The organism is Gluconobacter japonicus, assembly GCF_002723975.1.
GTDB classification, from domain to species: Bacteria; Pseudomonadota; Alphaproteobacteria; order Acetobacterales; family Acetobacteraceae; genus Gluconobacter; species Gluconobacter japonicus.
The window spans coordinates 134,774-159,072 of sequence record NZ_BEWO01000005.1; the positions used below are offsets into that span (position 1 = coordinate 134,774).

At 56.8% G+C, this 24,299-nt stretch carries 26 protein-coding genes; 17 read left to right on the forward strand and 9 right to left on the reverse strand.

Annotation, left to right across the window (positions count from 1 at the left end):
• Window position 1: 1 nt before the first annotated feature.
• The 4 genes from lpdA to GJA01_RS05085 all read left to right on the forward strand — a co-directional run bounded on the left by lpdA (window position 2) and on the right by GJA01_RS05085 (window position 3,262).
• The gene (gene lpdA / locus GJA01_RS05070; protein ID WP_062015159.1) at window positions 2-1,408 is read left to right on the forward strand and encodes a dihydrolipoyl dehydrogenase; all 1,407 of its coding nucleotides are present in this window, start codon (window positions 2-4) and stop codon (window positions 1,406-1,408) included.
• Between the two features lie 4 nt (window positions 1,409-1,412).
• Window positions 1,413-2,381, forward strand: a complete 969-nt coding sequence (gene lipA / locus GJA01_RS05075; protein WP_010501738.1) for a lipoyl synthase — start codon at window positions 1,413-1,415, stop codon at window positions 2,379-2,381.
• Complete coding sequence (locus tag GJA01_RS05080; protein WP_062504355.1) at window positions 2,381-2,854, forward strand: type II toxin-antitoxin system RatA family toxin; 474 nt, start codon at window positions 2,381-2,383, stop codon at window positions 2,852-2,854. The genes lipA and GJA01_RS05080 overlap by 1 nt, the downstream gene beginning before the upstream one ends.
• 93 nt (window positions 2,855-2,947) lie before the next feature.
• Window positions 2,948-3,262: a hypothetical protein gene (locus tag GJA01_RS05085; RefSeq protein WP_010501734.1), complete on the forward strand. Its 315-nt coding sequence runs from the start codon at window positions 2,948-2,950 to the stop codon at window positions 3,260-3,262.
• Window positions 3,263-3,319: 57 nt separating this feature from the next.
• On the opposite strand, the gene GJA01_RS05090 is transcribed toward GJA01_RS05085, so the two are convergent.
• The 3 genes from GJA01_RS05090 to GJA01_RS05100 are packed head-to-tail and all read right to left on the reverse strand — an operon-like array spanning window position 3,320 to window position 6,252.
• Window positions 3,320-3,805 carry a CinA family protein gene (locus GJA01_RS05090; protein ID WP_062504357.1) on the reverse strand — a complete coding sequence of 162 codons (486 nt, stop codon included), beginning with the start codon at window positions 3,803-3,805 and terminating at the stop codon, window positions 3,320-3,322.
• Window positions 3,792-5,669 (reverse strand): lytic transglycosylase domain-containing protein, encoded by a 1,878-nt coding sequence (locus GJA01_RS05095; RefSeq protein ID WP_062504359.1) that lies wholly within the window; start codon window positions 5,667-5,669, stop codon window positions 3,792-3,794. The genes GJA01_RS05090 and GJA01_RS05095 overlap by 14 nt, the downstream gene beginning before the upstream one ends.
• Window positions 5,650-6,252, reverse strand: coding sequence for a YjbE family putative metal transport protein (locus GJA01_RS05100; RefSeq protein ID WP_062504361.1), 603 nt, complete (start codon window positions 6,250-6,252; stop codon window positions 5,650-5,652). The genes GJA01_RS05095 and GJA01_RS05100 overlap by 20 nt, the downstream gene beginning before the upstream one ends.
• 90 nt (window positions 6,253-6,342) lie before the next feature.
• On the opposite strand from GJA01_RS05100, the gene purB reads away from it, so the two are divergent.
• From purB to GJA01_RS05145, 9 genes are all read left to right on the forward strand, one after another.
• Window positions 6,343-7,674 carry an adenylosuccinate lyase gene (gene purB, locus GJA01_RS05105; protein ID WP_062504363.1) on the forward strand — a complete coding sequence of 444 codons (1,332 nt, stop codon included), beginning with the start codon at window positions 6,343-6,345 and terminating at the stop codon, window positions 7,672-7,674.
• A gap of 143 nt (window positions 7,675-7,817) precedes the next feature.
• Entirely contained in the window at window positions 7,818-8,582 is a 765-nt protein-coding gene (purC, locus tag GJA01_RS05110) for a phosphoribosylaminoimidazolesuccinocarboxamide synthase (protein WP_010501729.1), read from the forward strand.
• Entirely contained in the window at window positions 8,579-8,821 is a 243-nt protein-coding gene (purS, locus tag GJA01_RS05115; RefSeq protein WP_061932973.1) for a phosphoribosylformylglycinamidine synthase subunit PurS, read from the forward strand. Before purC ends, purS begins: the two co-directional genes overlap by 4 nt.
• Window positions 8,818-9,219, forward strand: a complete 402-nt coding sequence (locus GJA01_RS05120) for a Rap1a/Tai family immunity protein (protein WP_062504365.1) — start codon at window positions 8,818-8,820, stop codon at window positions 9,217-9,219. The genes purS and GJA01_RS05120 overlap by 4 nt, the downstream gene beginning before the upstream one ends.
• The gene (gene purQ / locus GJA01_RS05125; RefSeq protein WP_062504367.1) at window positions 9,216-9,917 is read left to right on the forward strand and encodes a phosphoribosylformylglycinamidine synthase subunit PurQ; all 702 of its coding nucleotides are present in this window, start codon (window positions 9,216-9,218) and stop codon (window positions 9,915-9,917) included. The genes GJA01_RS05120 and purQ overlap by 4 nt, the downstream gene beginning before the upstream one ends.
• Window positions 9,914-12,118 carry a phosphoribosylformylglycinamidine synthase subunit PurL gene (gene purL / locus GJA01_RS05130; RefSeq protein WP_062504368.1) on the forward strand — a complete coding sequence of 735 codons (2,205 nt, stop codon included), beginning with the start codon at window positions 9,914-9,916 and terminating at the stop codon, window positions 12,116-12,118. Before purQ ends, purL begins: the two co-directional genes overlap by 4 nt.
• A 3-nt stretch (window positions 12,119-12,121) precedes the next feature.
• Entirely contained in the window at window positions 12,122-12,352 is a 231-nt protein-coding gene (locus GJA01_RS05135) for a BolA family protein (RefSeq protein WP_023942351.1), read from the forward strand.
• Between the two features lie 89 nt (window positions 12,353-12,441).
• Entirely contained in the window at window positions 12,442-12,777 is a 336-nt protein-coding gene (gene grxD / locus GJA01_RS05140) for a Grx4 family monothiol glutaredoxin (protein ID WP_007281919.1), read from the forward strand.
• A 191-nt stretch (window positions 12,778-12,968) separates the two neighbouring features.
• Window positions 12,969-13,268 carry a hypothetical protein gene (locus GJA01_RS05145; RefSeq protein ID WP_062504370.1) on the forward strand — a complete coding sequence of 100 codons (300 nt, stop codon included), beginning with the start codon at window positions 12,969-12,971 and terminating at the stop codon, window positions 13,266-13,268.
• Window positions 13,269-13,271: 3 nt separating this feature from the next.
• Here GJA01_RS05145 and GJA01_RS05150 read toward each other — a convergent pair whose 3' ends face one another.
• The 3 genes from GJA01_RS05150 to GJA01_RS05160 are packed head-to-tail and all read right to left on the reverse strand — an operon-like array spanning window position 13,272 to window position 16,097.
• Window positions 13,272-13,643 (reverse strand): YraN family protein, encoded by a 372-nt coding sequence (locus GJA01_RS05150; protein ID WP_082785277.1) that lies wholly within the window; start codon window positions 13,641-13,643, stop codon window positions 13,272-13,274.
• Entirely contained in the window at window positions 13,640-14,638 is a 999-nt protein-coding gene (hemB, locus tag GJA01_RS05155; RefSeq protein WP_061933352.1) for a porphobilinogen synthase, read from the reverse strand. The genes GJA01_RS05150 and hemB overlap by 4 nt, the downstream gene beginning before the upstream one ends.
• A 16-nt stretch (window positions 14,639-14,654) precedes the next feature.
• A complete protein-coding gene (locus tag GJA01_RS05160) occupies window positions 14,655-16,097 on the reverse strand; it encodes an APC family permease (RefSeq protein ID WP_062504374.1) in 1,443 nt (480 codons plus the stop codon).
• A 92-nt stretch (window positions 16,098-16,189) separates the two neighbouring features.
• On the opposite strand from GJA01_RS05160, the gene glyA reads away from it, so the two are divergent.
• A complete protein-coding gene (glyA, locus tag GJA01_RS05165) occupies window positions 16,190-17,494 on the forward strand; it encodes a serine hydroxymethyltransferase (protein WP_062504376.1) in 1,305 nt (434 codons plus the stop codon).
• Here glyA and GJA01_RS05170 read toward each other — a convergent pair.
• Together GJA01_RS05170 and argE are read right to left on the reverse strand one after the other, a co-directional pair.
• Window positions 17,491-18,540: a M14 family metallopeptidase gene (locus tag GJA01_RS05170; protein ID WP_062504378.1), complete on the reverse strand. Its 1,050-nt coding sequence runs from the start codon at window positions 18,538-18,540 to the stop codon at window positions 17,491-17,493. The two genes, glyA and GJA01_RS05170, sit on opposite strands and share 4 nt — an antisense overlap.
• Entirely contained in the window at window positions 18,537-19,730 is a 1,194-nt protein-coding gene (argE, locus tag GJA01_RS05175; RefSeq protein ID WP_253783337.1) for an acetylornithine deacetylase, read from the reverse strand. Before argE ends, GJA01_RS05170 begins: the two co-directional genes overlap by 4 nt.
• Window positions 19,731-19,881: 151 nt before the next feature.
• Between argE and GJA01_RS05180 the strand changes: the two genes are divergently transcribed.
• Both GJA01_RS05180 and GJA01_RS05185 read left to right on the forward strand, forming a co-directional pair.
• Window positions 19,882-21,087, forward strand: a complete 1,206-nt coding sequence (locus GJA01_RS05180; RefSeq protein WP_062504381.1) for a glycosyltransferase family 4 protein — start codon at window positions 19,882-19,884, stop codon at window positions 21,085-21,087.
• Complete coding sequence (locus tag GJA01_RS05185; protein WP_062504383.1) at window positions 21,078-22,142, forward strand: glycosyltransferase; 1,065 nt, start codon at window positions 21,078-21,080, stop codon at window positions 22,140-22,142. The genes GJA01_RS05180 and GJA01_RS05185 overlap by 10 nt, the downstream gene beginning before the upstream one ends.
• Here GJA01_RS05185 and GJA01_RS05190 read toward each other — a convergent pair.
• On the reverse strand, window positions 22,139-23,377 hold the full coding sequence (locus tag GJA01_RS05190; protein WP_062504384.1) for a DEAD/DEAH box helicase: 1,239 nt from the start codon (window positions 23,375-23,377) through the stop codon (window positions 22,139-22,141). The two genes, GJA01_RS05185 and GJA01_RS05190, sit on opposite strands and share 4 nt — an antisense overlap.
• On the opposite strand from GJA01_RS05190, the gene GJA01_RS05195 reads away from it, so the two are divergent.
• Window positions 23,361-24,293 carry a mitochondrial fission ELM1 family protein gene (locus GJA01_RS05195; protein ID WP_062504386.1) on the forward strand — a complete coding sequence of 311 codons (933 nt, stop codon included), beginning with the start codon at window positions 23,361-23,363 and terminating at the stop codon, window positions 24,291-24,293. The genes GJA01_RS05190 and GJA01_RS05195 overlap by 17 nt on opposite strands.
• Window positions 24,294-24,299: the final 6 nt, after the last annotated feature.

The window sequence follows — 24,299 nt, forward strand, 5'->3', positions numbered from 1 at the left end:
CATGTCCGATACTTTCGATCTGATCGTTGTTGGTGGCGGTCCTGGCGGTTACGTCGCAGCACTTCGTGCAAGCCAGCTCGGCATGAGCGTTGCCATCGTGGAAAGCACGCATTTTGGCGGTGTCTGCCTAAACTGGGGCTGCATTCCAACCAAGGCGCTCCTGCGGTCTTCCGAGATTCATCACCTCCTGCATGATCTGGGCACCTTCGGCTTCTCGGCCGAAAATGTGTCTTTTGATCTCCCCAAGATTGTTGCGCGCTCCCGCGGTATTGCACGCCGTATGGGCGGCGGCATTGCTCATCTGCTCAAGAAAGCCAAAGTCACGACCTTTGACGGTCGGGCAAAACTGGCTGGCCGGGCAGGGGAAGCGCACAAGGTTTCCATCACCAAGGATGGCGCCGAAGTGGCGGTCATCAAGTCGCCCAACGTCATTCTGGCGACTGGCGCACGTGGCCGTCAGCTTCCGGGTCTGGAGACAGATGGCAAGCTGATCTGGGGTGCGCGTGAAGCCATGACCCCGACCGAGCTTCCGAAACGCCTGCTGGTCATTGGCTCCGGTGCCATTGGTATCGAATTTGCGTCCTTCTATCGCAACATGGGCAGCGAAGTGACCATTGCGGAAGTTGCGGACCGAATTCTGATTGCAGAAGACCCCGAGATCAGCGCCGCCGCTCGCAAGGCCTTTGAGAAGCAGGGGATGAAGATCATCACCGGCGCAAAGGTTGGTCCGCTTCAAAAGGGTGAGAACGAGGTTTCCACCACCATTGAAAGCGCATCCGGCACGGTTGACCTGACGGTGGATCGCGTGATCTGCGCCGTTGGCATTGTTGGAAATGTTGAGGATCTTGGCCTTGAAGGGACCAAGGTTCAGGTCGATCGGACTCATATTGTCACGGACGGCTTCTGTCGTACGGCAGAGCCGGGCATCTATGCCATCGGTGACGTTGCGGGCGCTCCGTGGCTGGCTCACAAGGCAAGCCATGAAGGCATTCTCTGCGTTGAAAAGATTGCCGGCCGTTCCCCACAGCCTCTGCATGCACTGAACATTCCGGGCTGCACCTATTCCCGCCCACAGATCGCTTCGGTGGGTCTGAGCGAGGAAAAGGCTATCGCTGCAGGCCACAAGGTTCGTGTCGGGCGCTTCCCATTCATGGCGAACGGCAAGGCCGTCGCAATGGGTGAGACGGAAGGCATGGTCAAGACCGTGTTTGATGCCACGACCGGGGAACTTCTGGGCGCACACATGATTGGCGCGGAAGTCACGGAAATGATCCAGGGCTACGTCATTGCCCGCACGGGTGAACTGACGGAGGCAGAGCTGATCGAGACAGTGTTCCCGCATCCGACAATTTCCGAGACGATGCACGAAGCCACTCTGGCGGCCTTCGACGGTCCGCTCCATATCTGACGCCATGTCCCAGCGCATCACCATAGATCATCGTGAGATGTCGGCTCTCCGCCACCCGGAGAAGGCACATCGTCCTGACAACCCGATTCAGCGCAAGCCATCCTGGATCCGGGTAAAGGCGCCCAATCATCCCGTGTATCACGAGACACGGGCTCTGATGCGGGAGGCGAATCTGGTTACGGTCTGTGAAGAAGCAGCCTGCCCGAATATCGGGGAATGCTGGTCCCAGCGCCATGCGACCATGATGATCATGGGGGAAATCTGCACACGGGCATGCTCGTTCTGCAATGTGACCACAGGCCTGCCCAAGGCGCTGGATACCGATGAACCGCGCCGGGTTGCCGAAGCTGTCGCGAAACTGGGCCTGAAGCATGTTGTTATCACATCGGTTGATCGTGATGATCTTGCGGATGGCGGTGCACGTCACTTCGCGCATGTCATTCAGTCAATCCGTGCAGCCTCCCCGGAAACAACCATTGAGATCCTGACGCCTGATTTTCTTCGGAAACCAGGTGCCTTGGAGATCGTAGTGGAGGCACGGCCGGACGTTTTCAATCACAATATCGAGACTGTACCGCGTCTCTATCCCACAATTCGCCCAGGTGCGCGATACTACCAGTCATTGCGTCTTCTGGACGGTGTGAAGAGGCTCGATCCATCCATTTTCACCAAGTCTGGCCTGATGCTTGGCCTTGGTGAGGAGAAGATGGAAGTATGGCAGGTCATGGATGATTTCAGGGTCGCCGATGTCGATTTTCTGACGTTGGGACAGTACCTTCAGCCAAGCGTAAAGCATGCGGCTGTCGAAAAGTTTGTTACGCCGGAAGAGTTTGATGGCTATGCTGCGGCTGCCCGTTCGAAAGGATTTCTTCAGGTCAGCGCAAGCCCTCTGACGCGATCCTCCTATCATGCGGACAGCGATTTCGCGAAGCTCCAGGCCGCGCGGAACAGCCGGCTGAAAGAAAGTCTCTGATGCCGACACATGCCGAGCAACGGTTGATTGCCTACACACCGGAACAGCTTTTTGATCTGGTGGCAGATGTGGAGAAATATCCGCAGTTCCTGCCGTGGTGTGTCAAAGCCGCCATCAAGTCCCAGACAGAGCAGGAACTTGTAGCAGACCTGACCATCGGTTTTGGACCTTTTCGCGAGACGTTTACCAGCCGCGTTACGCTCGAGCGTCCCTCACGTATTCGGGTACGCTACGAAAAGGGGCCTTTCCGGTATCTGAACAATGTCTGGACGTTCACGCCAGACCTTAGGGGCTGTCTGGTCGATTTCTTCGTAGACTTCGAATTTCGTTCGCGTCTGCTGCAAAATGCCATGGGCGTAGTGTTCAACGAAGGTGTTCGCCTGATGGTCTCCGCGTTCATCAAAAGAGCGCGGGATACCTATGGGGTACAGACAGCTCAGAGCCGCGCAGCTCAACAGCCAGGACTTTCCTGACCGAGAAAGAAATACCGTAATATATTATGAACTATTTGGGCCATGGGCCGTTTCAGGCCCAACCACCGAATGGTGTCATGAAAGGATTACGCAATGAAGACGCTTTCCTTCGGCGCATTTGCTCTCTCGGCTCTGATTGCTGCTGCTTCTCCTGCCATGGCCGAACATCACGGCCACCATCACAAGAAGTCTGGTGCGCATGCCCAGAAATCCGATGAAGTCTCAGCCACTGATGCCCTGAACGCACGTTCTCTCCAGCAGGCACAGACACCGGTTCAGGTCCAGCCTCCGGCACCGCCGACACCGGTTGCAACGGTTCCGACATCTGCTGTCGTCCCTACGGCTCCTGCGCCATCAGTCCCGCCAGCTTCCACAATGCCTGCGACTGCTCCAAACGACGGACAGTAAGTTTCCAATCGTTTGGCTAATAAAAAATCCCCGCTCGGCAGCGGGGATTTTTTTATTTCAGACTTTCAGGATCATATCCAGAGCATGTCTCACTGTCGCTCGCCGTATATCTGAGCGGTTACCTGGGAAAACATGGCGTTCTGTAAGACTTGCCCCCTGAAAGATGGACAACCCGAAACAAACCGTTCCAACAGGCTTGGTAAGCGTTCCGCCATCAGGCCCCGCAATGCCTGTAACCGAAATGGCGATCGTAGCATCCGTCGCATGCCATAATGCACCTTCCGCCATAGCCTGCGCAGTTTCCTCACTGACTGCCCCATAGCAAGACAAAATATCCTCAGGAACACCGGCGGCGCTTGTTTTAAGAGCATTGGAATACGTTACAAAGCCGCCCTCAATAAAAGCTGAAGATCCCGGGATATCTGTCAATGCCGCGCAGATCATTCCCCCTGTACAGCTTTCTACGGTGACAAGGCGCATTTTGCGGTCGGAAAGATGCTTCAGCACGGTTTCCGAAAGGGTTTGAAAGTCAGTTTCGGACATTGGTTGCACTCACCCGATAAACCATCATGTTTGCCTCGATATTCTCGATATACATCCGCGTTTCCCGGTAAGGCAGGCGCTCGATCCAATCCAGAAGCCCATCTTCCGTCAGCGGATCAGCAGGAGGATTTGCCTTGAGCCAGAGATCCACTCTGTGTGGACCTGCATTATAGGCAGCGAGTGCATAGGGAATGGTATTTTCAAACCGTGTCAGAAGCTGCGACACATATGCGTTTCCGACGGTCAGATTGGTCTGCGGATTGAGCAAGGCTGCAGCTGAAACATTTATTCCGCCGAGATGCCCGCGCCGGACAACATCCTTCGCTGCTGCAGGAAGAATTTGTAGCAAACCAATGGCATGTGCACTGCTGATTGCAGAAGGGTCGAACCCACTTTCCTGCCGAATAATAGCAGGAAGGAGACCCACAGGGATTGTAGAGGCTGCAGGCCAAGGATCAGGAAACCCTTGCGGATAAAGAGCCACTCCTTTTCGAGACAGGGCATGTGCTGCAAAAACTTCAGCAGCCGGAACATTCAAACGTCCCCCCAGATCAGCGACCGCTTTCTGCCCTTCAGGTGATGGATTTGCGATCTGAAGTAGAAGAAGAAAATCTTTTGCATGCTCCAGATCGCCCGACTGTGCGAGTTCGGAGGCCGCCTCAACCAGATCCTGTCTCTGCAATACCCCCGCATTCAGAGCGGGGAGTGCTTGCAAATCCTGCAGGAGGGCATGATCGAAATCAGGTGACGACGCACCGGAGACAAGCAAGGACAGTTCTTGAGTCAGTGCAGCCTGAGCGAGCTGACCATGAAATGTCGTGGGAAAGCGTGTGGCCTGCTGGAAGGCCATCTGTGCACCACCATCGTCTTTCAGGGCTTGTCGGGCTCGCCCGGTCCAGTACCAACCTCGCGCCTGCATGGCGAGCGAGGTTGCCTGTTGCAAAGGACTGAAAAACTGCTCGGCTTTTTGCGGGTCTTCAAGCAGTCGCAAAGCGATGAAACCCGAAAGATTTTGGGCTTCCTGACGATCAATTTCGGTAAGAGGCAGTGTCGTATCCTGGGCAAGCGCATAAGCGTCCTGCGTCCGGCCTGCCAGAAGAAAAGCTCGCGCAAGATTGGCTCTTTCGCTCGACCAGTCGTGAGATGGGGCAGCAACCTGAAGGGCGTAGCCTGCCGACGTCCAGAGAGTTAATGCTTCATCCAGACGATTTCCACGCCGCAGCGCCTTCAAACGATAACGGACCAACGTAGGGTCTGACCGATCACGAGATGAAAGAGTATTGAAAGCCGTGTCGGCATCTGGAGACGCTGCACGCTCGGCGAGGCGGGCCTCTGCCAAAGCCTGCCGATCCGTAGGAAGGCGATCAATCTGGCGACTTGCAGCTGAAATTTGTCCGGAGCTTTCAAGGCGCTCATAACGATGCCACTGGTCTTCGAGCGTAAAATCTGCACCGTAAAGGCCAAGAAGCGAGACTTCCTCCTGCGCATTACCAGCGCCAGAAATCCAGAGATTACGCGCCTTTGCAGCGGAATCAGACATATGGTCGGAGCATGTCAGGAACGCTGAAACCATTGTCAGCGGCAATGTTGGGCAAAGTCGGTCAAGCGTTGCCGGATCGGATGTATGGGCGAGGGCGGTCTGGTAACGCCACATCATTTTTGCCCGCTGCGGCCAGGTCGGCGTCTGCACCAGAAATGCCTGATAGGCCTCTGCAGGGAGGTTACCTGCGTCGGGTGACACCAGTTGAAGCCACTGGGCGAGCCTGTCCCGGACAGGAGGCGTTACGTTCGGAACAGGCGCTGCAGCTCCCATAAAAAGAGCAGCAGCCAAAAGAACGGAACGTTTAGCTCGGCAGCACAACATGACGCCAGATTTCTCCTCCGCCGCGGATGATGAGTTCAATCGCCACGGCTAGCACAACAAGCAGACCACACCAGGCGATCCAGCGATAGCGGGCAAGGAGCCCTGCAATGAACGACGCCGCAATTCCCATCAGCAATACGGAAAAAGCCAGGCCGCCAACGAGAATCCAAGGGTGCCCGACAGCAGCCCCTGCAACCGCAAGAACATTGTCCAGGCTCATGGAAAGATCGGCCACGATAATCTTGAGAATGGCAGGCCCCAGTCGGGACGGAGCATCCACTTCCGCTTCGGCATCGCTGTGACGAAGTTCCCGGTACATCTTCCAGCAGACCCACAGCAGCAGGCAACCACCGGCGAGTGTCAGGCCAATAACCGCCAGAAGACGTGCGGCAACAAGGGCTAATCCCACACGCAGGAGAGCTGCAAAAGCTGTCCCGATCAGGATGGCAAGCCGTCTCTGACGCCCCTGGAGACTACGCACCGCCATCCCGATGACAACCGCGTTGTCTCCGGCAAGGGTAATGTCAATCAGCGTTACCTGCGCGAGCGCGATCAGGGCGTGGGTCAGGGTATCGGGCGTCAAAGGGTCATTTCTTCCAAAAGGGGTCCGTGCAATCTCTTCGTATTTGGTCTAAGCAGCCCTCGTAAAGCCCCACTCGCTTCCGGAGTTCTCATGGTTCCGCGTTACAGCCGCCCCCAGATGACCGCGATCTGGTCGCCCGCCAACCGTTACCGGATCTGGTTCGAAATCGAAGCCCTGGCCTGTGAAGCCATGGCTCAACAGGGCGTCATGCCTGTCGAATCAGCCAAAACCATCCGTGAGAAGGGGGATGCCGCCATGGCTGCATTCTCCGATGCTGATCTGGCCCGAATTGACGAGATCGAGGCTGAAACGCGCCATGACGTGATTGCGTTCCTGACCTGGCTTGCGGAAAAAGTTGGCCCGGACAGCCGCTTCGTTCATTTGGGCATGACATCTTCCGACGTGCTGGACACCTGCCTGTCCGTTCAGATGACGCAGGCCGCCGATCTTCTGCTTGAAGATCTGGACCGTGTTCTGGAAGCGCTCAAAACACGCGCCTATGAGCACAAACTGACTGTCACGATTGGCCGCAGCCACGCCATCCATGCCGAGCCGACGAGCTTTGGCCTGAAACTGGCTGGTCATTACGCTGAATTTGCCCGCAACAAAGAGCGTCTGCTGCAGGCTCGCAAGGAAATCGCCGTCTGTGCCATTTCCGGCGCAGTCGGCACCTACGCGCATATCGACCCGGCGGTTGAAGAATATGTTGCAGACAAGCTCGGGCTTGTTGCCGAGAGCGTCTCTACGCAGGTCATCCCGCGTGACCGCCACGCTGCGTTCTTCTGCACGCTCGGCGTCATTGCGAGTGGCATCGAGCGTCTGGCCGTTGAAGTGCGTCATCTTCAGCGTTCGGAAGTCCGGGAAGCGGAAGAGTTCTTCCACAAGGGGCAGAAGGGCAGCTCCGCGATGCCGCACAAGCGGAATCCGGTTCTTTCCGAAAACCTGACAGGTCTTGCCCGTCTGATCCGCTCGCACGTCGTTCCGGCTCTCGAGAACGTGGCGCTGTGGCATGAGCGGGACATCAGCCATTCTTCCGTAGAGCGAAACATTTGCCCGGATGGAACGATCGGGCTTGATTTCGCGCTGATCCGTCTGGCTGGCATGATGGAAAAGCTGGTGATCTATCCGGATCAGATGATTGCCAACATGGAAAGCCTCGGCGGCGTGGTCCATTCCGGCGAAGTTCTGCTGGTTCTGGCCCGTGCCGGTATCTCCCGTGAAGACGCCTACCGGATCGTGCAGCGCAACGCCATGGAGACATGGACGAAGCTGGGTAAGCCGGGCTTCCGCACGTTCCGCGAAAATCTGGAGGCCGACCCGGAAGTGTCAGGTCGTGTGAGTGCCGAGGTTCTGGATCGCGCTTTCGATCCGGCACAGCATCTCAAGCAGATTGATCGTATCTACAGCCGCGTTTTCGGCTAATCTGGACAAACCTGGGCGGGAATAGTTTTCCCGCACTCTCGCGGTTCCGGTTCCGCAATGCTATGGAACCGGAAAACCGTCGCTGGACCAGCCGTTTCCGCATCCCTGTGAACCGGGACGGCGCAACGCAGTAAGGATTGCTCATGGCCCGCCGCCGCCAGCTTTACGAAGGCAAAGCCAAGGTTCTTTTTGAAGGACCAGAGCCCGGAACACTCGTGCAGTATTTCAAGGATGACGCCACCGCCGGAAACGGTGCGAAAAGTGGCATCATCACGGGGAAGGGTGTGCTGAACAACCGCATCAGCGAACACCTGATGATGAAGTTGCACGACATCAACATCCCCACGCACTTCATCCGCCGTCTGAACATGCGCGAGCAGCTGATCCGGGAAGTCGAGATCATCCCGTTGGAAGTTGTGGTCCGCAATGTCGCGGCTGGTTCCATCGCCAAGCGTCTGGGCATTCCCGAAGGAACGCGCCTGCCACGCACCATCATCGAATATTATTACAAGAATGATTCCCTGGGAGACCCAATGGTCTCGGAGGAGCATATCGCCGCGTTCGACTGGGCCTCGCCGCAGGACCTGGATGATATGAACACACTGGCACTCCGGACCAATGATTTCCTGATGGGAATTTTCATGGGTGTCGGCATTACGCTCGTTGATTTCAAGCTGGAATTCGGCCGTTTGTGGGAAGGCGAGGAGATGCGGATCATCGTCGCTGACGAGATCTCTCCAGACAACTGCCGCCTGTGGGACGCCAAAACCAGCGAGAAGATGGACAAGGACCGGTTCCGCAGGGACATGGGCCGCGTCGAAGAGGCTTATCAGGAAGTCGCACGGCGTCTCGGGATTCTTCCCGAAGCCAGCAATGGAGACCTCAAGGGTCCGGAGGCAGTACAGTGAAGATCCGCGTTTTTGTTTCTCTGAAAGACGGCGTTCTTGATCCTCAGGGCAAGGCTGTTGGCCATGCACTTGAGTCTCTTGGCTTCAAAGGTATCGGCGAAGTCCGTGTGAACCGCGTTGTCGAACTAGACGTTCCTGCAACGGACAAGGCCGAGGCGATCCAGCAGGGTGAAGCCATGGCCCGTGCGCTTCTGGCCAATGAAGTGATCGAGGATTTCAGCGTCGAGGTGGCAGCATGAAGGTCTTCTCCGCAGTTCTTCTGGCAAGCGGCCTTCTGGTCACGACGGCCGTTCCGGCTCACGCACAACGCGTCTCCAAAGTTTCCGGCAAAGCTCTGGGCAACATGTGTTCGGCCAGCAAGTCTACCGCTCTGTGCGATGCCTATCTTGCAGGCGTGATGGACAGCGAAGTCTGGGCCAAGAAATACGACAGCTATGCAGATGATGCTGGCGCTCCGGTTGCCTTCTGTGTTCCGACGGGTGAGACTACCACGCAGGTTCGTGGCAAGCTGATTTCATGGCTGCACGCGCACACTGATGCCCTGACGCAGCCTGGTGGAAAGGCCGTTTATCGTGCTCTGCACGAGGCTTATCCGTGCCATGCCGCAGCATCGGCTCCAGCGGAGGGCCAGAAATGAAGGCCGGTATTGTCGTTTTCCCCGGTACGAACCGGGAGCGCGACATGGTGCATGCCCTGAAGCTGGTCTCCGGCCAGACCCCGAAAATGATCTGGCATCGCGAGACATCTCTCGGTGATCTGGATCTCGTGGTTCTGCCGGGTGGCTTCAGCTTCGGGGACTACCTGCGCAGTGGCGCCATGGCGGCTCATTCGCCCATCCTGCGCGAGGTCAAAGCCTTCGCAGAGAAGGGCGGTCACGTTCTCGGCGTTTGTAATGGCTTCCAGATCCTGACGGAATCCCATCTTCTGCCGGGTGCGCTGCTTCGGAATGCCGGTCTGCGGTTCCTGTCACAGGACTGCCATCTGAAGGTCGAGAACGCATCGTCTCCCTTCACGCAGGGCTGGTCTTCCGGCGATGTTTTCCGCGCGCCTCTGGCGCATGGGGACGGCAACTACACCGCTTCTGACGAAACGCTTGCACGTCTCGAAGGTGAGGGCCGTGTGGCGTTTCGCTACTGTGGTGCCAAAGGCGAGGTTTCGCATGATGACCGCCATGTGAACCCAAATGGCAGCGCTCGTTCCATCGCCGGCATCCTGAGCGAAAACGGCCGTGTCTGCGGTCTGATGCCGCACCCGGAAAACCTGACTGACCCGGAAATCGGTGACACCGATGGTGTGCCGCTCTTCAAAGGCCTTGTGGAGGCTCTCGTCGGATGAGTGTGACAATCGACGCCAAACTGGCTCAGTCCTTCGGTCTGACGGTCGAGGAATATGAGAAGGTCCTAACCATCATGGGTCGGACCCCAAGCTTTACGGAGCTTGGGATTTTCTCGGTCATGTGGTCGGAGCACTGCTCCTACAAATCCTCCCGCATCCATCTCAAGACGCTGCCCACTAAAGCTCCATGGGTTATCCATGGGCCAGGTGAGAATGCGGGCGTTGTGGATATTGGCGAGGATCTAGCTGCTGTCTTCAAGATGGAAAGCCATAACCACCCGTCTTTCATCGAGCCGTATCAGGGTGCTGCGACAGGTGTGGGCGGTATCCTTCGTGACGTCTTCACCATGGGTGCCCGTCCGGTCGCCAACCTGAATGCCTTGCGTTTCGGCGATCCGAAAACACCGGGAACGCGCCGCATTGTCGACGGCGTGGTTCGCGGCGTTGGTGGCTACGGCAACTGCGTTGGCGTTCCGACGGTCGGCGGCGAAGTCAATTTCCACAAGGCCTATGACGGCAATCCGCTCGTCAACGCCATGACGGTTGGCGTGGCCAAGCAGGATAAGATCTTCCTGTCCGCAGCTGCTGGTGTGGGTAATCCGGTCGTGTATGTCGGCTCCAAGACAGGACGTGACGGCATCCATGGTGCCACCATGTCTTCCGCGGAGTTTGACGAAGAGGCCGCATCCAAGCGCCCGACCGTGCAGGTCGGAGACCCGTTCATCGAGAAGCTTCTGATTGAAGCCTGTCTTGAACTGATGGCAACCGATGCGATCGTGGCTATTCAGGACATGGGCGCTGCTGGCCTGACGTCTTCTGCCGTCGAAATGGCAGGCAAGGGCGGCGTTGGCATCGAGATGGATCTTGATGCAGTTCCTCAGCGCGAACCCAACATGTCCGCCTATGAGATGATGCTGTCCGAGAGCCAGGAGCGGATGCTCATGGTCCTCAAGCCGGAAAGCACCGAACAGGCGCGCGCCATCTTCGAAAAGTGGGAGCTGGATTTCGCCGTTGTCGGGCATCTGACCGATACCGGACGAATCACGGTCAAGCACAAGGGCGTAATCGAAGCTGACATCGAACTGGCACCGCTGGCCGATGAAGCTCCGATCTATAACCGTCCGACCGTGCCGCTGGAAAAGCCACGCCATATTCAGCCTCCGGCTGATCCGGTGGGTGTTGAGCATGCTCTTCTGACGCTGATTGGTTGCCCGGACCTAGCCTCCCGCGCCTGGGTCTGGAACCAGTATGATGGGTCTGTCGGCGGCAATACGGCGCGTCGTCCTGGTGCGGCTGATGCTGCTGTTGTTCGCGTGGAAGGCACCCGTCTGGGTCTCGCCCTCACGACTGATTGCACACCGCGGTATTGTCAGGCGGATCCGAAAGTTGGCGGGGCGCAGGCTGTTGCCGAAGCATGGCGCAACATCACGGCAACAGGTGCGAAGCCGCTTGCCGTGACGGATAACCTGAACTTCGGCAATCCGGAACGTCCGGAAATCATGGCGCAGTTCGCAGAAGCCATCAAAGGCATGGGCGATGCGTGCCGCGCGCTCGATTTCCCGGTCGTGAGCGGCAACGTCTCACTCTATAACGAGACGCGCTCCCCGACGGGTCTGGCTCAGGCCATTCTTCCGACGCCGGCCATTGGTGCGCTTGGCGTGCTGGCGGATGCTTCAAAGTCCATCGGACTTGCCATGCCTGATGCGCACGGTCTTGTCCTGATTGGTGAAATCCGTGGCGAACTGGGTCAGTCCCTGTGGCTGCGTGAAATCTGCCATCGGGAAGAGGGTGCTCCACCGCATGTTGATCTCGTGGCCGAACGCCGGAATGGCGATTTTGTCCGCGGTCAGATCGAAGCCGGTGCTGTGACAGCCTGTCATGACATCGCAGATGGCGGCCTTCTGGTCACGATTGCCGAAATGGTCATGGCTGGAGACGTTGGCTGCACGCTAAATCCGCCTCCGTCCAATCTTCCGCTACATGCGTTCTGGTTTGGTGAAGATCAGGCCTGCTATGTCGTGGCAACACCAGATGCCCAGAAGCTTATTGCCGCGGCTGAAAAAGCTCATGTTCCGGCACGCAAGCTGGGTCGCTCTGGCGGCACGTCACTGAACCTTGCTGACGGGATTTCCCTGGAAGCCAGCAGGCTGCGCAAGATCAACGCTGCCTTTTTCCCGAAATTCATGGGTGAGGAGGTCTGAATTATGCCGATGAGTGCCGCTGAAATCGAACGCACGATTCTCGCAGCGATCCCGGATGCTGAAATTACGATCCAGGACCTGGCTGGAGACGGCGATCATTATGCCTGCACGGTCGTCAGTGAAGCCTTTCAGGGGCTTTCGCGTGTACGACAGCACAAACTGGTTTATGATGCGTTCGGAAGCCGAATGGGCACAGAGCTTCACGCAATGGCTCTCAAAACCCTGACCCCTTGAACTGCGAGGGAATCATTCCCTTCTGAAGTGACTGCTGACAGTGGGAGAGGGGCTGCCCCCCTCTCTTCTGCCCATAAGAGGAAAACCTAATGTCCGAGACCGTGTTCCAGCACATCCAGAACCTGATCGACGCAAACCCGGTCATGTTGTTCATGAAGGGTGACAAGCTCTTCCCACAGTGCGGCTTCTCTGCACGCGTTGTGCAGATCCTGACGCATCTTGGTGTTCCGTTCGAGACCTGCAACATTCTTGAAAGCGCTGAACTCCGTCAGGGCATCAAGGATTTCTCCCAGTGGCCGACCGTTCCTCAGCTCTACGTCAAGGGTGAGTTCGTCGGTGGCTGCGATATCGTCACGGACATGTACCAGAGCGGCGAACTTGAAACGCTGCTGACTGAAAAGGGAATCGCTACGGCAAATGCCTGATCTGTTAATTCCGGCCTGTAAAATGGCCGGAATTCAACACTCTGCAAGGTCTGCGACCGCCACAATTCAGCCATGTTGCGCCCAAAAATGGCAAGACCTTGATTTTTTCTAAAACTTACCCAAACGGGGTTGTCGAACTCTGCGTTTACGTCATACGGTGAACTCATCAGAACAGGGATGGGATCACATCAATGGCGCGACAGTGGGCTGGCCGAATTGCTCTCGGCATTATGGGAGTTGGACTTTGCATGGGAGCCGGAAAAGCTCATGCCCGTGCAGCCATTACCGATTTTGAAGCCAGCAAGCTGACATTTGACGCTCTGACGGCCACGCCAGTTTATCACCGCCCTGTTGCTCATTTCGCTCGCCACTCTGCAAGCCATTCCATGGCATGGAGCGGGCATCGCGCTGTGATCCGGAACGTAGCTTACCGTCCGCACGCTTCTGTTGCGACGGCAGCCCATCGTCATACGCGCAGCCGCCGTACCTGATCTTTATGTGAGGCGTAGCGCATCCATGATGCGTCTCGCCTGTCCCGTGTGATCGACGACAATAACGTCGAATCGCGTATTGGGGCGACACCATTCGGGTTTGGTTTCCAGAATATAACCGAATGACGCCATCAGGCGTTCTGCCTGACGAGGAGCCAAAGCCTCTGCGCCATCTCGAAGCGTAGAGCGGCTTTTGACTTCCACCCCAATGATCCAGTTCTCATCCGCGACCAGAAGATCAATCTCGCCATAGGGTGTTCTGAGCCTCTGAGCCAGAATGTCCAGCCCTGCTTCCACCATATGGCGTTTAGCGATCTCCTCGGCGTTCAGGCCACCGTAATATGCCTGAACACCTTTCGCGCGACGGTTAATCAGTGCTCTTCTTTCAGAAGGCGGGCAGCATCAATCGCAAAATACGTCAGGATGCCGTTACAGCCAGCACGCTTGAAAGCGATCAGACTTTCCATGATGGTGCGATCCCGCTCAAGCCAGCCATTCTGAATAGCGCCAGCCAACATCGCGTATTCACCTGACACCTGGTAGGCGAAGGTCGGCACCGAGAAACGGTCACGGATGCGGCGAATAATGTCCAGATAGGGCATTCCCGGCTTGACCATGATCATATCGGCCCCTTCACGAATATCCTGCTCAACTTCACGCAGAGCTTCATCCGAATTGGCCGGGTCCATCTGGTAGGTTTTCTTGTCACCCGTCAGAAGGCCACCCGATCCCAGCGCATCACGGAAAGGACCGTAGAAAGCGGAAGCATATTTTGCCGTGTAGGCCATGATGCGGACGGTCTCGAAGCCGTTGGCATCAAGCGTCTCGCGGATTGCCTGCACACGACCATCCATCATGTCAGACGGCGCAATAATATCGTTTCCAGCGCGGGCCTGATTGAGCGCCTGCTGACGCAGGATCTCAACAGACTCGTCATTAAGGATACGGCCATCCTTGATAACGCCGTCATGGCCATGATCCGTATAGGGATCGAGCGCCACGTCACCAATAACACCAAGCTCTGGAAAGGCTTCCTTGATGACGCGCGACGCGCGGCACATCAGATTGTCCGGGTTCAGAGCTTCGGTACCCGTTGCATCACGCAGTTCAACTGGCGTGATCGGGAAAATGGCAACCGCCGGAATGCCGAATTCAACAGCCGGGCGGACATGCTCCACCAGATTGTCGAGGCTGACGCGCTCAACACCGGGCATGGAGGACACTTTCTGGCGCTGGTTTTCACCTTCACAAACGAAAATCGGCCAAATCAGGTCATCGACGTGCAGTCGATTTTCCTGAACCAGCCGACGTGTAAAGGCATCGTGGCGATTACGCCGCGGGCGGAAGAGGGGGAATGATGCGTTCGTCATGCCCCCAATCATGCTCCTATATTTTTGATCTGGAAAGCAGGCTGTGACGTACTCCGTAACAGAAATAGATCGCCAGTCCGATTGCAAGCCATACAACCAGCCGAACCCAGGTCAACAGGTCCAGAGACACCATGACCGCACCGCAGGACAGGACGCCCAGAACAGGAATGACCGGGCCACCTGGCACACGGAAGAGACGTGGCGCCTGAGGCTCCCGCATCCGCAAAAGTGGAACACCAACGCAGACGATGATGAATGCAAGCAGGGTTCCAATGGATGTCATGTTGCCCAATTCACCAATAGGCAACACGGCTGTCAGAACACTTGTGAGCGCAGCAAAACAGAGATGGGACGTCCACGGTGTATGTGTGCGTGTGTTCAGCTTCGCAAAAACTTTCGGAAGCAGACCGTCATGTGACATTGCCAGAAATACGCGCGCCTGTCCTAGAAGCAGTCCAAAGAGGACAGAAACATACCCGACAGTAATCCCCAGCTTCACAAGACTGGCGAGCCAGGGCGCACCCGCGGCATCGATCGCCGTCGCAACCGGGCTTGGATCGTTTGCCATACCTTTATAGTTCACAACGCCTGTCAGAACTGCCGAGAACACAGCATAGACGACACCACAGATCAGCAGGCTTCCTATAATCCCCACGGGAATGTCCCGAGCCGGGTTTTTGCTGTCCTGCGCGGTGGTGGAGACGATATCGAATCCCAGATAGGCAAAGAAGGCCATCCCCGCGGCACGCATCACGCCAGAGAAGCCAAAATGCCCGAAGGTGCCATCATTCGGTGGGATATAAGGATGGTAATTGGCCAGCTTGATATGCGGGATGCAGAATACCAGCACCAACGCGATGACTGTCAGCTTTATCATCACGATGGCATTGTTCACGGCAGCGGACTGGCTGACACCGCGCATCAGCAACGCCGTCACGACCCAGATGGCCAGAACCGCCGGGAAATTGAACCAGGCGCTGACGACTGACCCGTCCGAAAGTGTCACGGGCGTCATGGGCGTAGCCAGAAGCCTCGGGTCAATCGTGATTCCCCAACCTGATAGCAGGGAGGCCACATAGCCGGACCAGCTTGAGGCGACAGCAGCAGCCCCCACTGTATATTCCAGCACAAGATCCCAGCCGATAATCCATGCGATCAACTCGCCCATAGACGCATAGGCGTAGGAATAAGCAGACCCGCCAGACGGGATCATGCCAGCCAGTTCGCCGTAACAGAGACCGGCAAAGCCACAGGCGAGAGCGGCAATAAGATAGGACAGCGTGACGGCAGGGCCTGCATTTTGGCCTGCTGCAACGCCTGTCAGTGAGAACAGGCCGGCACCAATGGTCACACCGACGCCAAGTGCGATCAGATGCCAGGGGCCAAGAACACGTTTCAGGCCTGTATTGTCAGACGCAGCGGAAGACACAGGCTTGGTCCGCCAGAGCGGATTGGTCATGAAAGATCCTCGTTGGAAACACGGATTGTTTTTGCCGACGCGCGCATTCTGCGGTAGTGACGGGGCGAACTCACCCTGGAGAATGGACCACGATGTCGGAACACGCCAGCCAGTCCACGCTGAATCCTTTTTTCCACGCGCCTCTGAAAGAGGCTGATGCCGAAGTTGCCGCCATCCTGAACGACGAACTGACCCGTCAGCAGGATGGTATCGAGCTGATCGCGTCCGAAAACATGGCATCTTTTGCCGTGATGGAAGCGCAGGGCTCTGTTCTGACCAATAAGTACGCTGAGGGCCTTCCGGGCAAGCGCTACTATGGTGGCTGCGTTGACGTGGACCGCGTTGAAACCCTCGCTATCGAGCGCCTTAAGAAGCTGTTCGGCGCAGAATTTGCAAACGTGCAGCCGCATTCCGGCGCCAATGCCAATCAGGCCGCCTTCATGGTGATGGCAAAGCCGGGCGACACCATTCTGGGTCTGAGCCTCGCGGCTGGCGGACATCTGACCCACGGTGCAGCTCCGAACTATTCCGGCAAATGGTTCAACGCCGTTCAGTATGGCGTCCGTGCGCAGGACGGCCTGATCGATTACGATCAGATGGAAGAGCTGGCCCGTGAGCACAAGCCGAAGATTATCGTCGCCGGCAGCTCCGCCTATCCGCGCGTCATCGACTTCCCGCGCTTCCGGAAGATTGCCGACGAAGTTGGCGCTTATCTGATGGTGGACATGGCGCATTTTGCCGGTCTGGTCGCAGCTGGCCTATATCCGAGCCCGCTCCCGTACGCGGACATCGTGACGTCCACGACCCACAAGACGCTACGCGGCCCCCGTGGTGGCATCATCCTGACGAACAGCGCAGAGCTGGCCAAGAAGGTCAACTCTGCCGTATTCCCAGGCCTTCAGGGTGGTCCACTGATGCATGTCATCGCTGGCAAGGCCGTTGCCTTTGGTGAAGCATTGAAGGACGATTTCCGCGACTACCAGAAGCGCGTTGTCGCCAATGCGAAAGCACTGGCCGACGAACTTCAGCTACGTGGCTTCGACATCGTGACAGGTGGCACGGACAGCCATCTGGTGCTGGTTGATCTTCGCCCCAAAAAGGTGACGGGCAAGCTTGCAGAAGAAATTCTGGAGCGCGCTGGCATCACGGCTAACAAGAACGCCATTCCGTTCGATCCGGAAAAGCCGTTCGTCACGTCCGGCATTCGTCTGGGCAGCCCTGCTGCAACAGCACGTGGTTTCGGCGAAGAAGAATTCCGCACGATTGCCCGCATGATGGACGAAGTTCTGACGGCAGCTCTGGAAGAGGGCGACGTCAATGACACGACCAACCGTGTCCATGAAGAAGTGAAGGCGCTCTGCCGTCGCTTCCCGATCTATGATCGCGCTTCCGCCTAAGCGTTGAGGTGGACTGCGGTGCGTCTGGCCAGCCGCACCGCAAGCTGCCCTTGTCTGGGGCGCAAATTCGGAACGATCAGTAAACACTTGTCATAAGGTGTGCAGATCAGATCATGTCCGTCCCGGGCGATGACGGTTCCCGCATTCGGGATGCAGGTATTGCCAACCCATGGCTCCACAAATCTAAAGTCTGCGCTTCGCGCCAGGACATTATCCGTCACGACGCCCATCTCTGCGGGCTGCTTCGTATCCGTTTCGCGTCCCTGAAAATGAATCCGCATCGCGTCTTTCAGAAAACGCTCGGAAACCTTCACCATCATATCCACGGTTTCTGACCGCCAGTGCAGACCGGCTTCCAGAAGGCAGGCACGGCCGGTCCCACCAACCGCCATAAATCGGGAATACTCGACGAGACGCGAGCCACCTTGATGCCCCAGATCCGTCACAACCAACGCTGCAGACTGCTCTTCGGAAGCCAGAACACAGGCAAAATCACTGGAGCGCCGTCGCGGAGGCACAATAAAGACGGGCTCAGACGGCCATAGTGTAGAATGAAGATCCAGCAGCAGATCCGCGCGCTCAATAAAAGGCAAAATTTGTCGGGCTCGATCCAATTCACTGGACCGTTCACTACCGTTCAGCCGTGACGGATGCCACAGACGGTTCAGATCTTCCGTCAGATAACGGGAGGCCATAGGCGCATTCGCCTCAAACCGATCAAAGGCGGCCAGGTTTGCAAGAATCAGCGTCAGCCGGCCGGTATGCGGAACCGGATTATTCTGCCGAAGGATTTCAAGAGCATGCCCACCTGCATACTCGTTACCATGGACCATCCCGACAATGACAAGGTCAGGGCCACTCAAACCAGAATCAAAAACATGAACACCGGAAACGCCAGAGGCTGTATTACGCCAAGCTGAAAGATCCGGAACTTTCAGGCATACATCCAAAGGATAAGCCGGACGACCACATCCTGGCAGGTCTTCCGTCAGGCAAGGCTGACGGATCCTGATCGGATGATGTCTCTGGCCGGCCTTGCAACTCATGCTGTCCCGCTTACCCTCCGCGCGAAGTCTCGCAGCGCCTTTTCACAAAATTCCAGTTGTTCTCTGGCAATAAATTCATCCGGTCGATGAGCCTGTGCAATATCGCCAGGCCCACAGACAATGCTATCCATACCGCCCCTCTGATAGATACCAGCCTCGGTGCCGTAAGAAACCATGCCAGGACTATTTCGACCCGTGATCTGACAGGTTATCTCGGTTAGCAGATGGTCCACAGACAGGGCGAGGGGCGGGAGATCTACCAACTGGAAATAACTGATACCACCTTCGGGATTGTTCTTTCTGAGCTCCTCGTCCAAAGGCGCCAGAGCATTCTGGAGTTTCCGGAACTCTTTAACGCCTTCGTCTCCCGGCACATTCCGCCATTCCACATCGAATTGCGCATGCTCGGGAATGATATTGAGAATACTTCCTCCTGACGCCAGCCCGACCTGCATGGTGGTATAGGGAGGCGTAAAGCCATCAACCCGACGCCCTGCGAGAGCAAACCGGTCCGCTTCATCCGCACATAACGCAATGGCTCGTCCCATGGCATGCAGCGCGTTTCGACCGCCTTCCGGGAGAGAGGAGTGACCAGGCTTTCCCACAAGCCGGACCCTGACGGCAAAACGGCCCTTGTGCGCGATCACTGGGCTCATCATCGTCGGTTCACCAACGACGCAAAGCTCTGGAAGCCGATCGGCGCGCTGGATATCCGCAATCAGATGCCGCGCACCATCGCAGGTAATCTCTTCATCACAGGTGAAAAGGAGATGGACGGGCTTGGGAAGTTCCATGGCCTTGAAGTCAGGAATAGCGGCCAGCATACAGGCCACATAGCCTTTCATGTCTGCGGCACCACGCCCATAGAGACGACCATTCTCTTCACGCAAAACAAATGGATCAGATGACCAGTCCTGTCCTTCGACCGGGACACAATCCACATGCCCAGCGAACGCTATGCCACCAGCAGTCTGCGGGCCGATGATAGCGTGAAGGTTCCATTTCCCTTCGTCTCCGCCTGGATAACGAACGAAAGGAACCTCGTGTGATGTCAGATAGGCTTCAATCCACTCGATAATCGGCAGGTTGGATCGGCTGCTCGTTGTATCAAACGATATCAATGCCGAAAGAATCGTTTCTACATTGAGGGAAATGGGGCGCTGATCCGTCATAGCTTGTACTGTAAGCACGTTCCTCACCACTCACCATAGAGACTTTGACAGGGGAGAAGAGGACGATGTGTATGCTCGCAACACGTTGTAAAAAATGAAACGCGAAAATTGTGGTTTTTAGTTTCCGACACTTTTCGCGCCTTCCCAAAAACACCTTGAAGGATTTTCTGTGAGTCGCAGTGCGGGCCTTTCTGTTTTTCACAGATTGTGGCGAAAACTTCCCCCGCAGCAAAGACGACGCTTCTTTGCATGGGCGACAGCCATCGTAACGCCTGGCGTCAGAGCCAGTTACCCTCGACACGCCTCTGGTGTCATCATTGCAGGGGAGTTCAGCCGAGGTTCCGGTCTGGGCGAAGGTGCACGTCTTATGGTGGCAGCCCTTCGCAAGCTCGGTATTCTCTGTGCCACATGGGACATTGAGACATACCGACTGGATGGAGACGCTGTCGGGCCCGGCGCGCCGCTTATCGTACACGTCAATGCACCGATGCTTCCCGCCGTACTACTCAGAATGCCGCGTACACTCCGCAGCGGACGTAAAGTCATCGGCTATTGGGCTTGGGAACTCCCGATTGTACCAGATACCTGGAAACATGCACGACGGCATATTCATGAAATCTGGGCACCGTCCCGATTTACGGCAGATGCTCTGGTTTCGTTGAATCGTCCAGTGCGGATTGTGGAACATCCCGTGGGCCTTGCAGGGCAGATACCTTCCGCACGGAACCGGGCTTTTTTCGGGCTACCAGAAAAGGCCGTTACTGTTCTGGTCTCTTTCAATCTGGCGTCCAGCATGGTGCGCAAAAACCCGGTTGATACGATTTTGGCGTTCCGTGAAGCATTCGGAGATCGTCCAGACAGAATCCTGATTTTGAAAATCGGTCATACGGAACATTATCCTGAAGATATGGCCGCCATTCGCAGTGCTGTTAACGGCGCCCCCAACATCCAGATACAGACACAACATTACACCGGAGCCGATCGTCTGGCCCTGATGCAATGCTGTGATATCGTCCTGTCCCTGCATCGCAGCGAGGGTTTCGGCCTTGTCGTTGCCGAGGCAATGGCTCTGGGTCGATGCGTTGTTGCAACCGACTGGTCTGCTACGGCAGAATTTCTGGACAGCACCTGCGGACTCCCTGTCGCCTATAGTCTCGTCCCCGCCCATGACCCCAGAGGCGTACTGGAGATGCCCCAGACATGCTGGGCTCTGCCGGACAGGCAATCGGCGGTGCAGGCCCTTCGTCTGGCAGCAGACCATCCTGATCTTCGGGCTCGCCTTGGAACTGCGGCTCAGAAGCGCATTGCAAAGCATCTCGACGGAACCAGCCTTCTGAAAGCCATCCACGCGGCAGGAGTTGAAGCGTGGCGATAAAGACTGTCCTTGTCTGGCAATGGGGCAAAAGAGGAGCAGGACCACGCATTGCGGTCGATCTCGCCAATGGACTGACCGCACTCCCAGACGTCTCTGTAAGATTGTGCCTGTCGGAAGACGCGGAGATCCTTCACAGTCATCATGCCCCGCAAGATGCTCTGGTGTTCAAAACCTACAGATCCGCCTTCGGATTGTTGGGCAGATTTCTTCAGGCCCCGTTGATCATTTCAAAGCTGTTCTTGTCGATGCTCCAAGACAAACCGGACATCGCCATCTGCGCGATGCCAGCGCCGCTCGATGTTCTCATGGCTCATGCTCTTCGAAGGGCAGGCGTCAAAGTCGTGACGATTGTTCATGACGCCAGGGCACATCCGGGAGACGGCTACCCGTTACAGATGTTTCTGCAAAAAGCGCTTATCAGCCAGTCGTCCTTTCTAGTTACCTTCAGCCAGCACGTCGCCACTGTATTGTCAGGCGATACCGTCTGTCGCGGAAAACCGGTTGTTTCTCTCTCACATCCGCCTTTCGTGGGAACCGAGGCTCCTCCGCCTTTCAGTCATGGGGGGAAACCCAGGCTGCTGATGTTTGGTCGATTACTTCCCTACAAGGGTCTGGATCTTCTTGCCGACGCCCTTCCTCAACTGGAAATGAGGGTAGATTGCAGAGTGATCGGGAAAGGCCCTCAAAGCCCGGAATTGCTTCAACTGTCCGGAATGCGCGACGTGATCGTAGAAAATCGTTGGGTGCCGGAAGACGAATTGTCGCGGCTGATCGCCTGGGCAGACGTACTGCTTCTTCCATATCGGGAAGCATCGCAAAGCGGTGTCGGCGCCATGGCCGTTGCGGGAGGGCGGTATGTGGTGGCCACCAATGTTGGTGGATTGTCAGAACAGTTTTCCGGACATGCCCAGGCCATGCTCTGCGAGCCTGATTCCATGTCCATTGCAATAGCCATTGCTCAGCTTCTAAATGCTCCGCCGCCTATCGCCCCGGTCCCTGACAGCGCTAAGGCATGGCAGGCCTTGGGGCAAAAAATCCTCAGTGCCGCGGATTAAGTATCAAGGGCATCTTCCGTTGCAATTCGGATGCGATAGCCAATGTGCTTCTCGATATCGCGAAGGGACAGGCGTTCGTCGATATTGATGAGCGAGAACGCAGCGCCCTTCTTACCCGCACGCGCGGTCCGCCCAATGCGGTGAACATAAGCTTCGGGCGTCTCAGGCATATCCATGTTGATCACGAGATCCACATCGGAAATATCCAGCCCGCGGGACGCAATATCCGTCGTGACCAACACCGGCACGCGTCCTTGACGGAACAAATCCAGCGCCTTGTTTCGCGCGCCCTGCGACCGATCTCCGTGCAGGGTTTCAGACTTGATGTTGTGCTTGCGCAGAACCCTCGCCAACAGATCAACATTCGCCTTCGTGCGGGTAAACACCATACTCCGCCCCGGAAAACGCTCCAGAATACGAGCTACCGTCTCAGGCTTGTCTTCCTTTTCCACGAACATCGCACGCTGGCGGATCTTCTTGGGGGTGAACGTCTCTGCAGCCACCTCAACCCGAACAGGATCACGCGTCACACGCTTGGCCAGATCCATGACTGGCTCTGGAAGCGTTGCGGAACAGAAAACCGTCTGGGGTGGAACGTCGGGGAAATAAGGCGTCAGAGCCGTCATGCTCTCGGAGAAATCTTCATCCAGAAGACGGTCAGCCTCATCCAGAACGAGATAGCTCAGGTACTCCAAAACCAGATCACCCTGCATCACAAGATCCAGCAAACGACCATGCGTAGCGACAACGATGTCAACGCCATCGACAATGGAACGAACCTGCTGTTCACGTGATGTTCCGCCACAGATCACACGCGTCTTCAGGGAAAGGCGACGGCCGAGCTGGCGGCAAACTGCGGCTGTCTGCGCAGCCAGCTCACGCGTTGGCTCCAGAATCAGTGCACGCGGCCCATGGGCGCTCTCACCCTTGGACAGGATCTGAAGCATGGGGAGAACAAAAGCAGCCGTTTTGCCGCTGCCCGTCTGGGATGCCACAAGAACATCGCGCCCCTTCAGCAAAGGCGGGATGGCCTGAACCTGAATCGTGCTGGGCCGCTTGTGCCCTACCTGTTCCAACGTGGCGAGAAGAGGCGGGATCAGCCCAAAAGCGGCAAAGCCGTCAGGAGTGTCAGTCGAGGGTGTTTCTGGCATCGTCATATGCGCTTCTTGCCAAATTTCTTCCGTTTCGGGAAATAGCTCTTTTTTCAGGAGGCCCGCCATGAAGGCGACAATCATCGCAGAAGACTTCGCCGGCATGCGGGCACAGGGGACAGGGCTGGCCGAAAAGGCTGGTCTTGAGTGGGAGTTCCGGCCCGTTCTGATCCGCAAACCCTGGGGCCACTTTCCAGCCCGCTACTGGCCTTCTCCTTTGAAACGGATTGCTCCGATCAGCATTTCGCCTGATAGCCGCCTCATTATCAGCATTGGCGGAACGGGCGGGATTGTCGGGGCTGCTGTTGCCAGACGGGAAGGGCTACCGGTCGTCCAGATCCAGAACCCGAGAACAGCGCTGGCCAAGTTCGATCTCGTAATCGCCAATACACATGATGGCATCACCGGCGAGAATGTTTTGATTTCTCGCAATGCGCTTCACCCCGTAACGCCGCAAAAGCTGGAGGTCGCACGCACCGCGTGGGAAGACCGCCTGAAACTTGATGACAGACCACTCCTGTCTATCCTGATCGGCGGAACGAATGGACGTTTTTCTCTTGGAGCCGCCGAAGCAGCAGAGATGGCCGATGGACTGATCGCTTTCGCCAGCCGCAATGGGATGCAGGCCGTTCTGACACCATCCCGCAGAACGGATGCCGCCGCGCTGACGGTCCTGAAGGAAAAACTCATCCCGGCGGGAATACGGATTCTGGAAGGACAGGGCGATGATAACCCCTATCTGGGGATGCTGGCTTGTGCGGACGTCCTTGCCGTCACGACAGACAGTGTCTCGATGATTTCGGAGGCCGCGGCGACGACCGCTCCGGTCATGATCCTGCCGCTGCCCGGCAAGTCCACCCGGATTGGCAGGTTTGTCGAAACCCTTCAGGACGCCGGGCGTATCCGGCTCTTCAGCCCCGACCTTGAACCCTGGTCCGTCCACCCGCTTGACGACACCCCTGCTACGGCGAGAGAAATGCGCCAACGACTGAAGCTCTGAAAGGGC

Excerpts from the sequence above, each read along its gene's own strand:
- lpdA (WP_062015159.1), top strand. The coding sequence starts at position 2 with ATGTCCGATACTTTCGATCTGATCGTTGTTGGTGGCGGTCCTGGCGGT.
- lipA (WP_010501738.1), top strand. The coding sequence starts at position 1,413 with ATGTCCCAGCGCATCACCATAGATCATCGTGAGATGTCGGCTCTCCGC.
- GJA01_RS05080 (WP_062504355.1), top strand. The coding sequence starts at position 2,381 with ATGCCGACACATGCCGAGCAACGGTTGATTGCCTACACACCGGAACAG.
- GJA01_RS05085 (WP_010501734.1), top strand. The coding sequence starts at position 2,948 with ATGAAGACGCTTTCCTTCGGCGCATTTGCTCTCTCGGCTCTGATTGCT.
- GJA01_RS05090 (WP_062504357.1), bottom strand. The coding sequence starts at position 3,805 with ATGTCCGAAACTGACTTTCAAACCCTTTCGGAAACCGTGCTGAAGCAT.
- GJA01_RS05095 (WP_062504359.1), bottom strand. The coding sequence starts at position 5,669 with ATGTTGTGCTGCCGAGCTAAACGTTCCGTTCTTTTGGCTGCTGCTCTT.
- purB (WP_062504363.1), top strand. The coding sequence starts at position 6,343 with ATGGTTCCGCGTTACAGCCGCCCCCAGATGACCGCGATCTGGTCGCCC.
- purC (WP_010501729.1), top strand. The coding sequence starts at position 7,818 with ATGGCCCGCCGCCGCCAGCTTTACGAAGGCAAAGCCAAGGTTCTTTTT.
- GJA01_RS05120 (WP_062504365.1), top strand. The coding sequence starts at position 8,818 with ATGAAGGTCTTCTCCGCAGTTCTTCTGGCAAGCGGCCTTCTGGTCACG.
- purQ (WP_062504367.1), top strand. The coding sequence starts at position 9,216 with ATGAAGGCCGGTATTGTCGTTTTCCCCGGTACGAACCGGGAGCGCGAC.
- purL (WP_062504368.1), top strand. The coding sequence starts at position 9,914 with ATGAGTGTGACAATCGACGCCAAACTGGCTCAGTCCTTCGGTCTGACG.
- GJA01_RS05135 (WP_023942351.1), top strand. The coding sequence starts at position 12,122 with ATGCCGATGAGTGCCGCTGAAATCGAACGCACGATTCTCGCAGCGATC.
- grxD (WP_007281919.1), top strand. The coding sequence starts at position 12,442 with ATGTCCGAGACCGTGTTCCAGCACATCCAGAACCTGATCGACGCAAAC.
- GJA01_RS05145 (WP_062504370.1), top strand. The coding sequence starts at position 12,969 with ATGGCGCGACAGTGGGCTGGCCGAATTGCTCTCGGCATTATGGGAGTT.
- hemB (WP_061933352.1), bottom strand. The coding sequence starts at position 14,638 with ATGACGAACGCATCATTCCCCCTCTTCCGCCCGCGGCGTAATCGCCAC.
- GJA01_RS05160 (WP_062504374.1), bottom strand. The coding sequence starts at position 16,097 with ATGACCAATCCGCTCTGGCGGACCAAGCCTGTGTCTTCCGCTGCGTCT.
- glyA (WP_062504376.1), top strand. The coding sequence starts at position 16,190 with ATGTCGGAACACGCCAGCCAGTCCACGCTGAATCCTTTTTTCCACGCG.
- GJA01_RS05170 (WP_062504378.1), bottom strand. The coding sequence starts at position 18,540 with ATGAGTTGCAAGGCCGGCCAGAGACATCATCCGATCAGGATCCGTCAG.
- GJA01_RS05195 (WP_062504386.1), top strand. The coding sequence starts at position 23,361 with ATGAAGGCGACAATCATCGCAGAAGACTTCGCCGGCATGCGGGCACAG.
- GJA01_RS05190 (WP_062504384.1), bottom strand. The coding sequence starts at position 23,377 with ATGATTGTCGCCTTCATGGCGGGCCTCCTGAAAAAAGAGCTATTTCCC.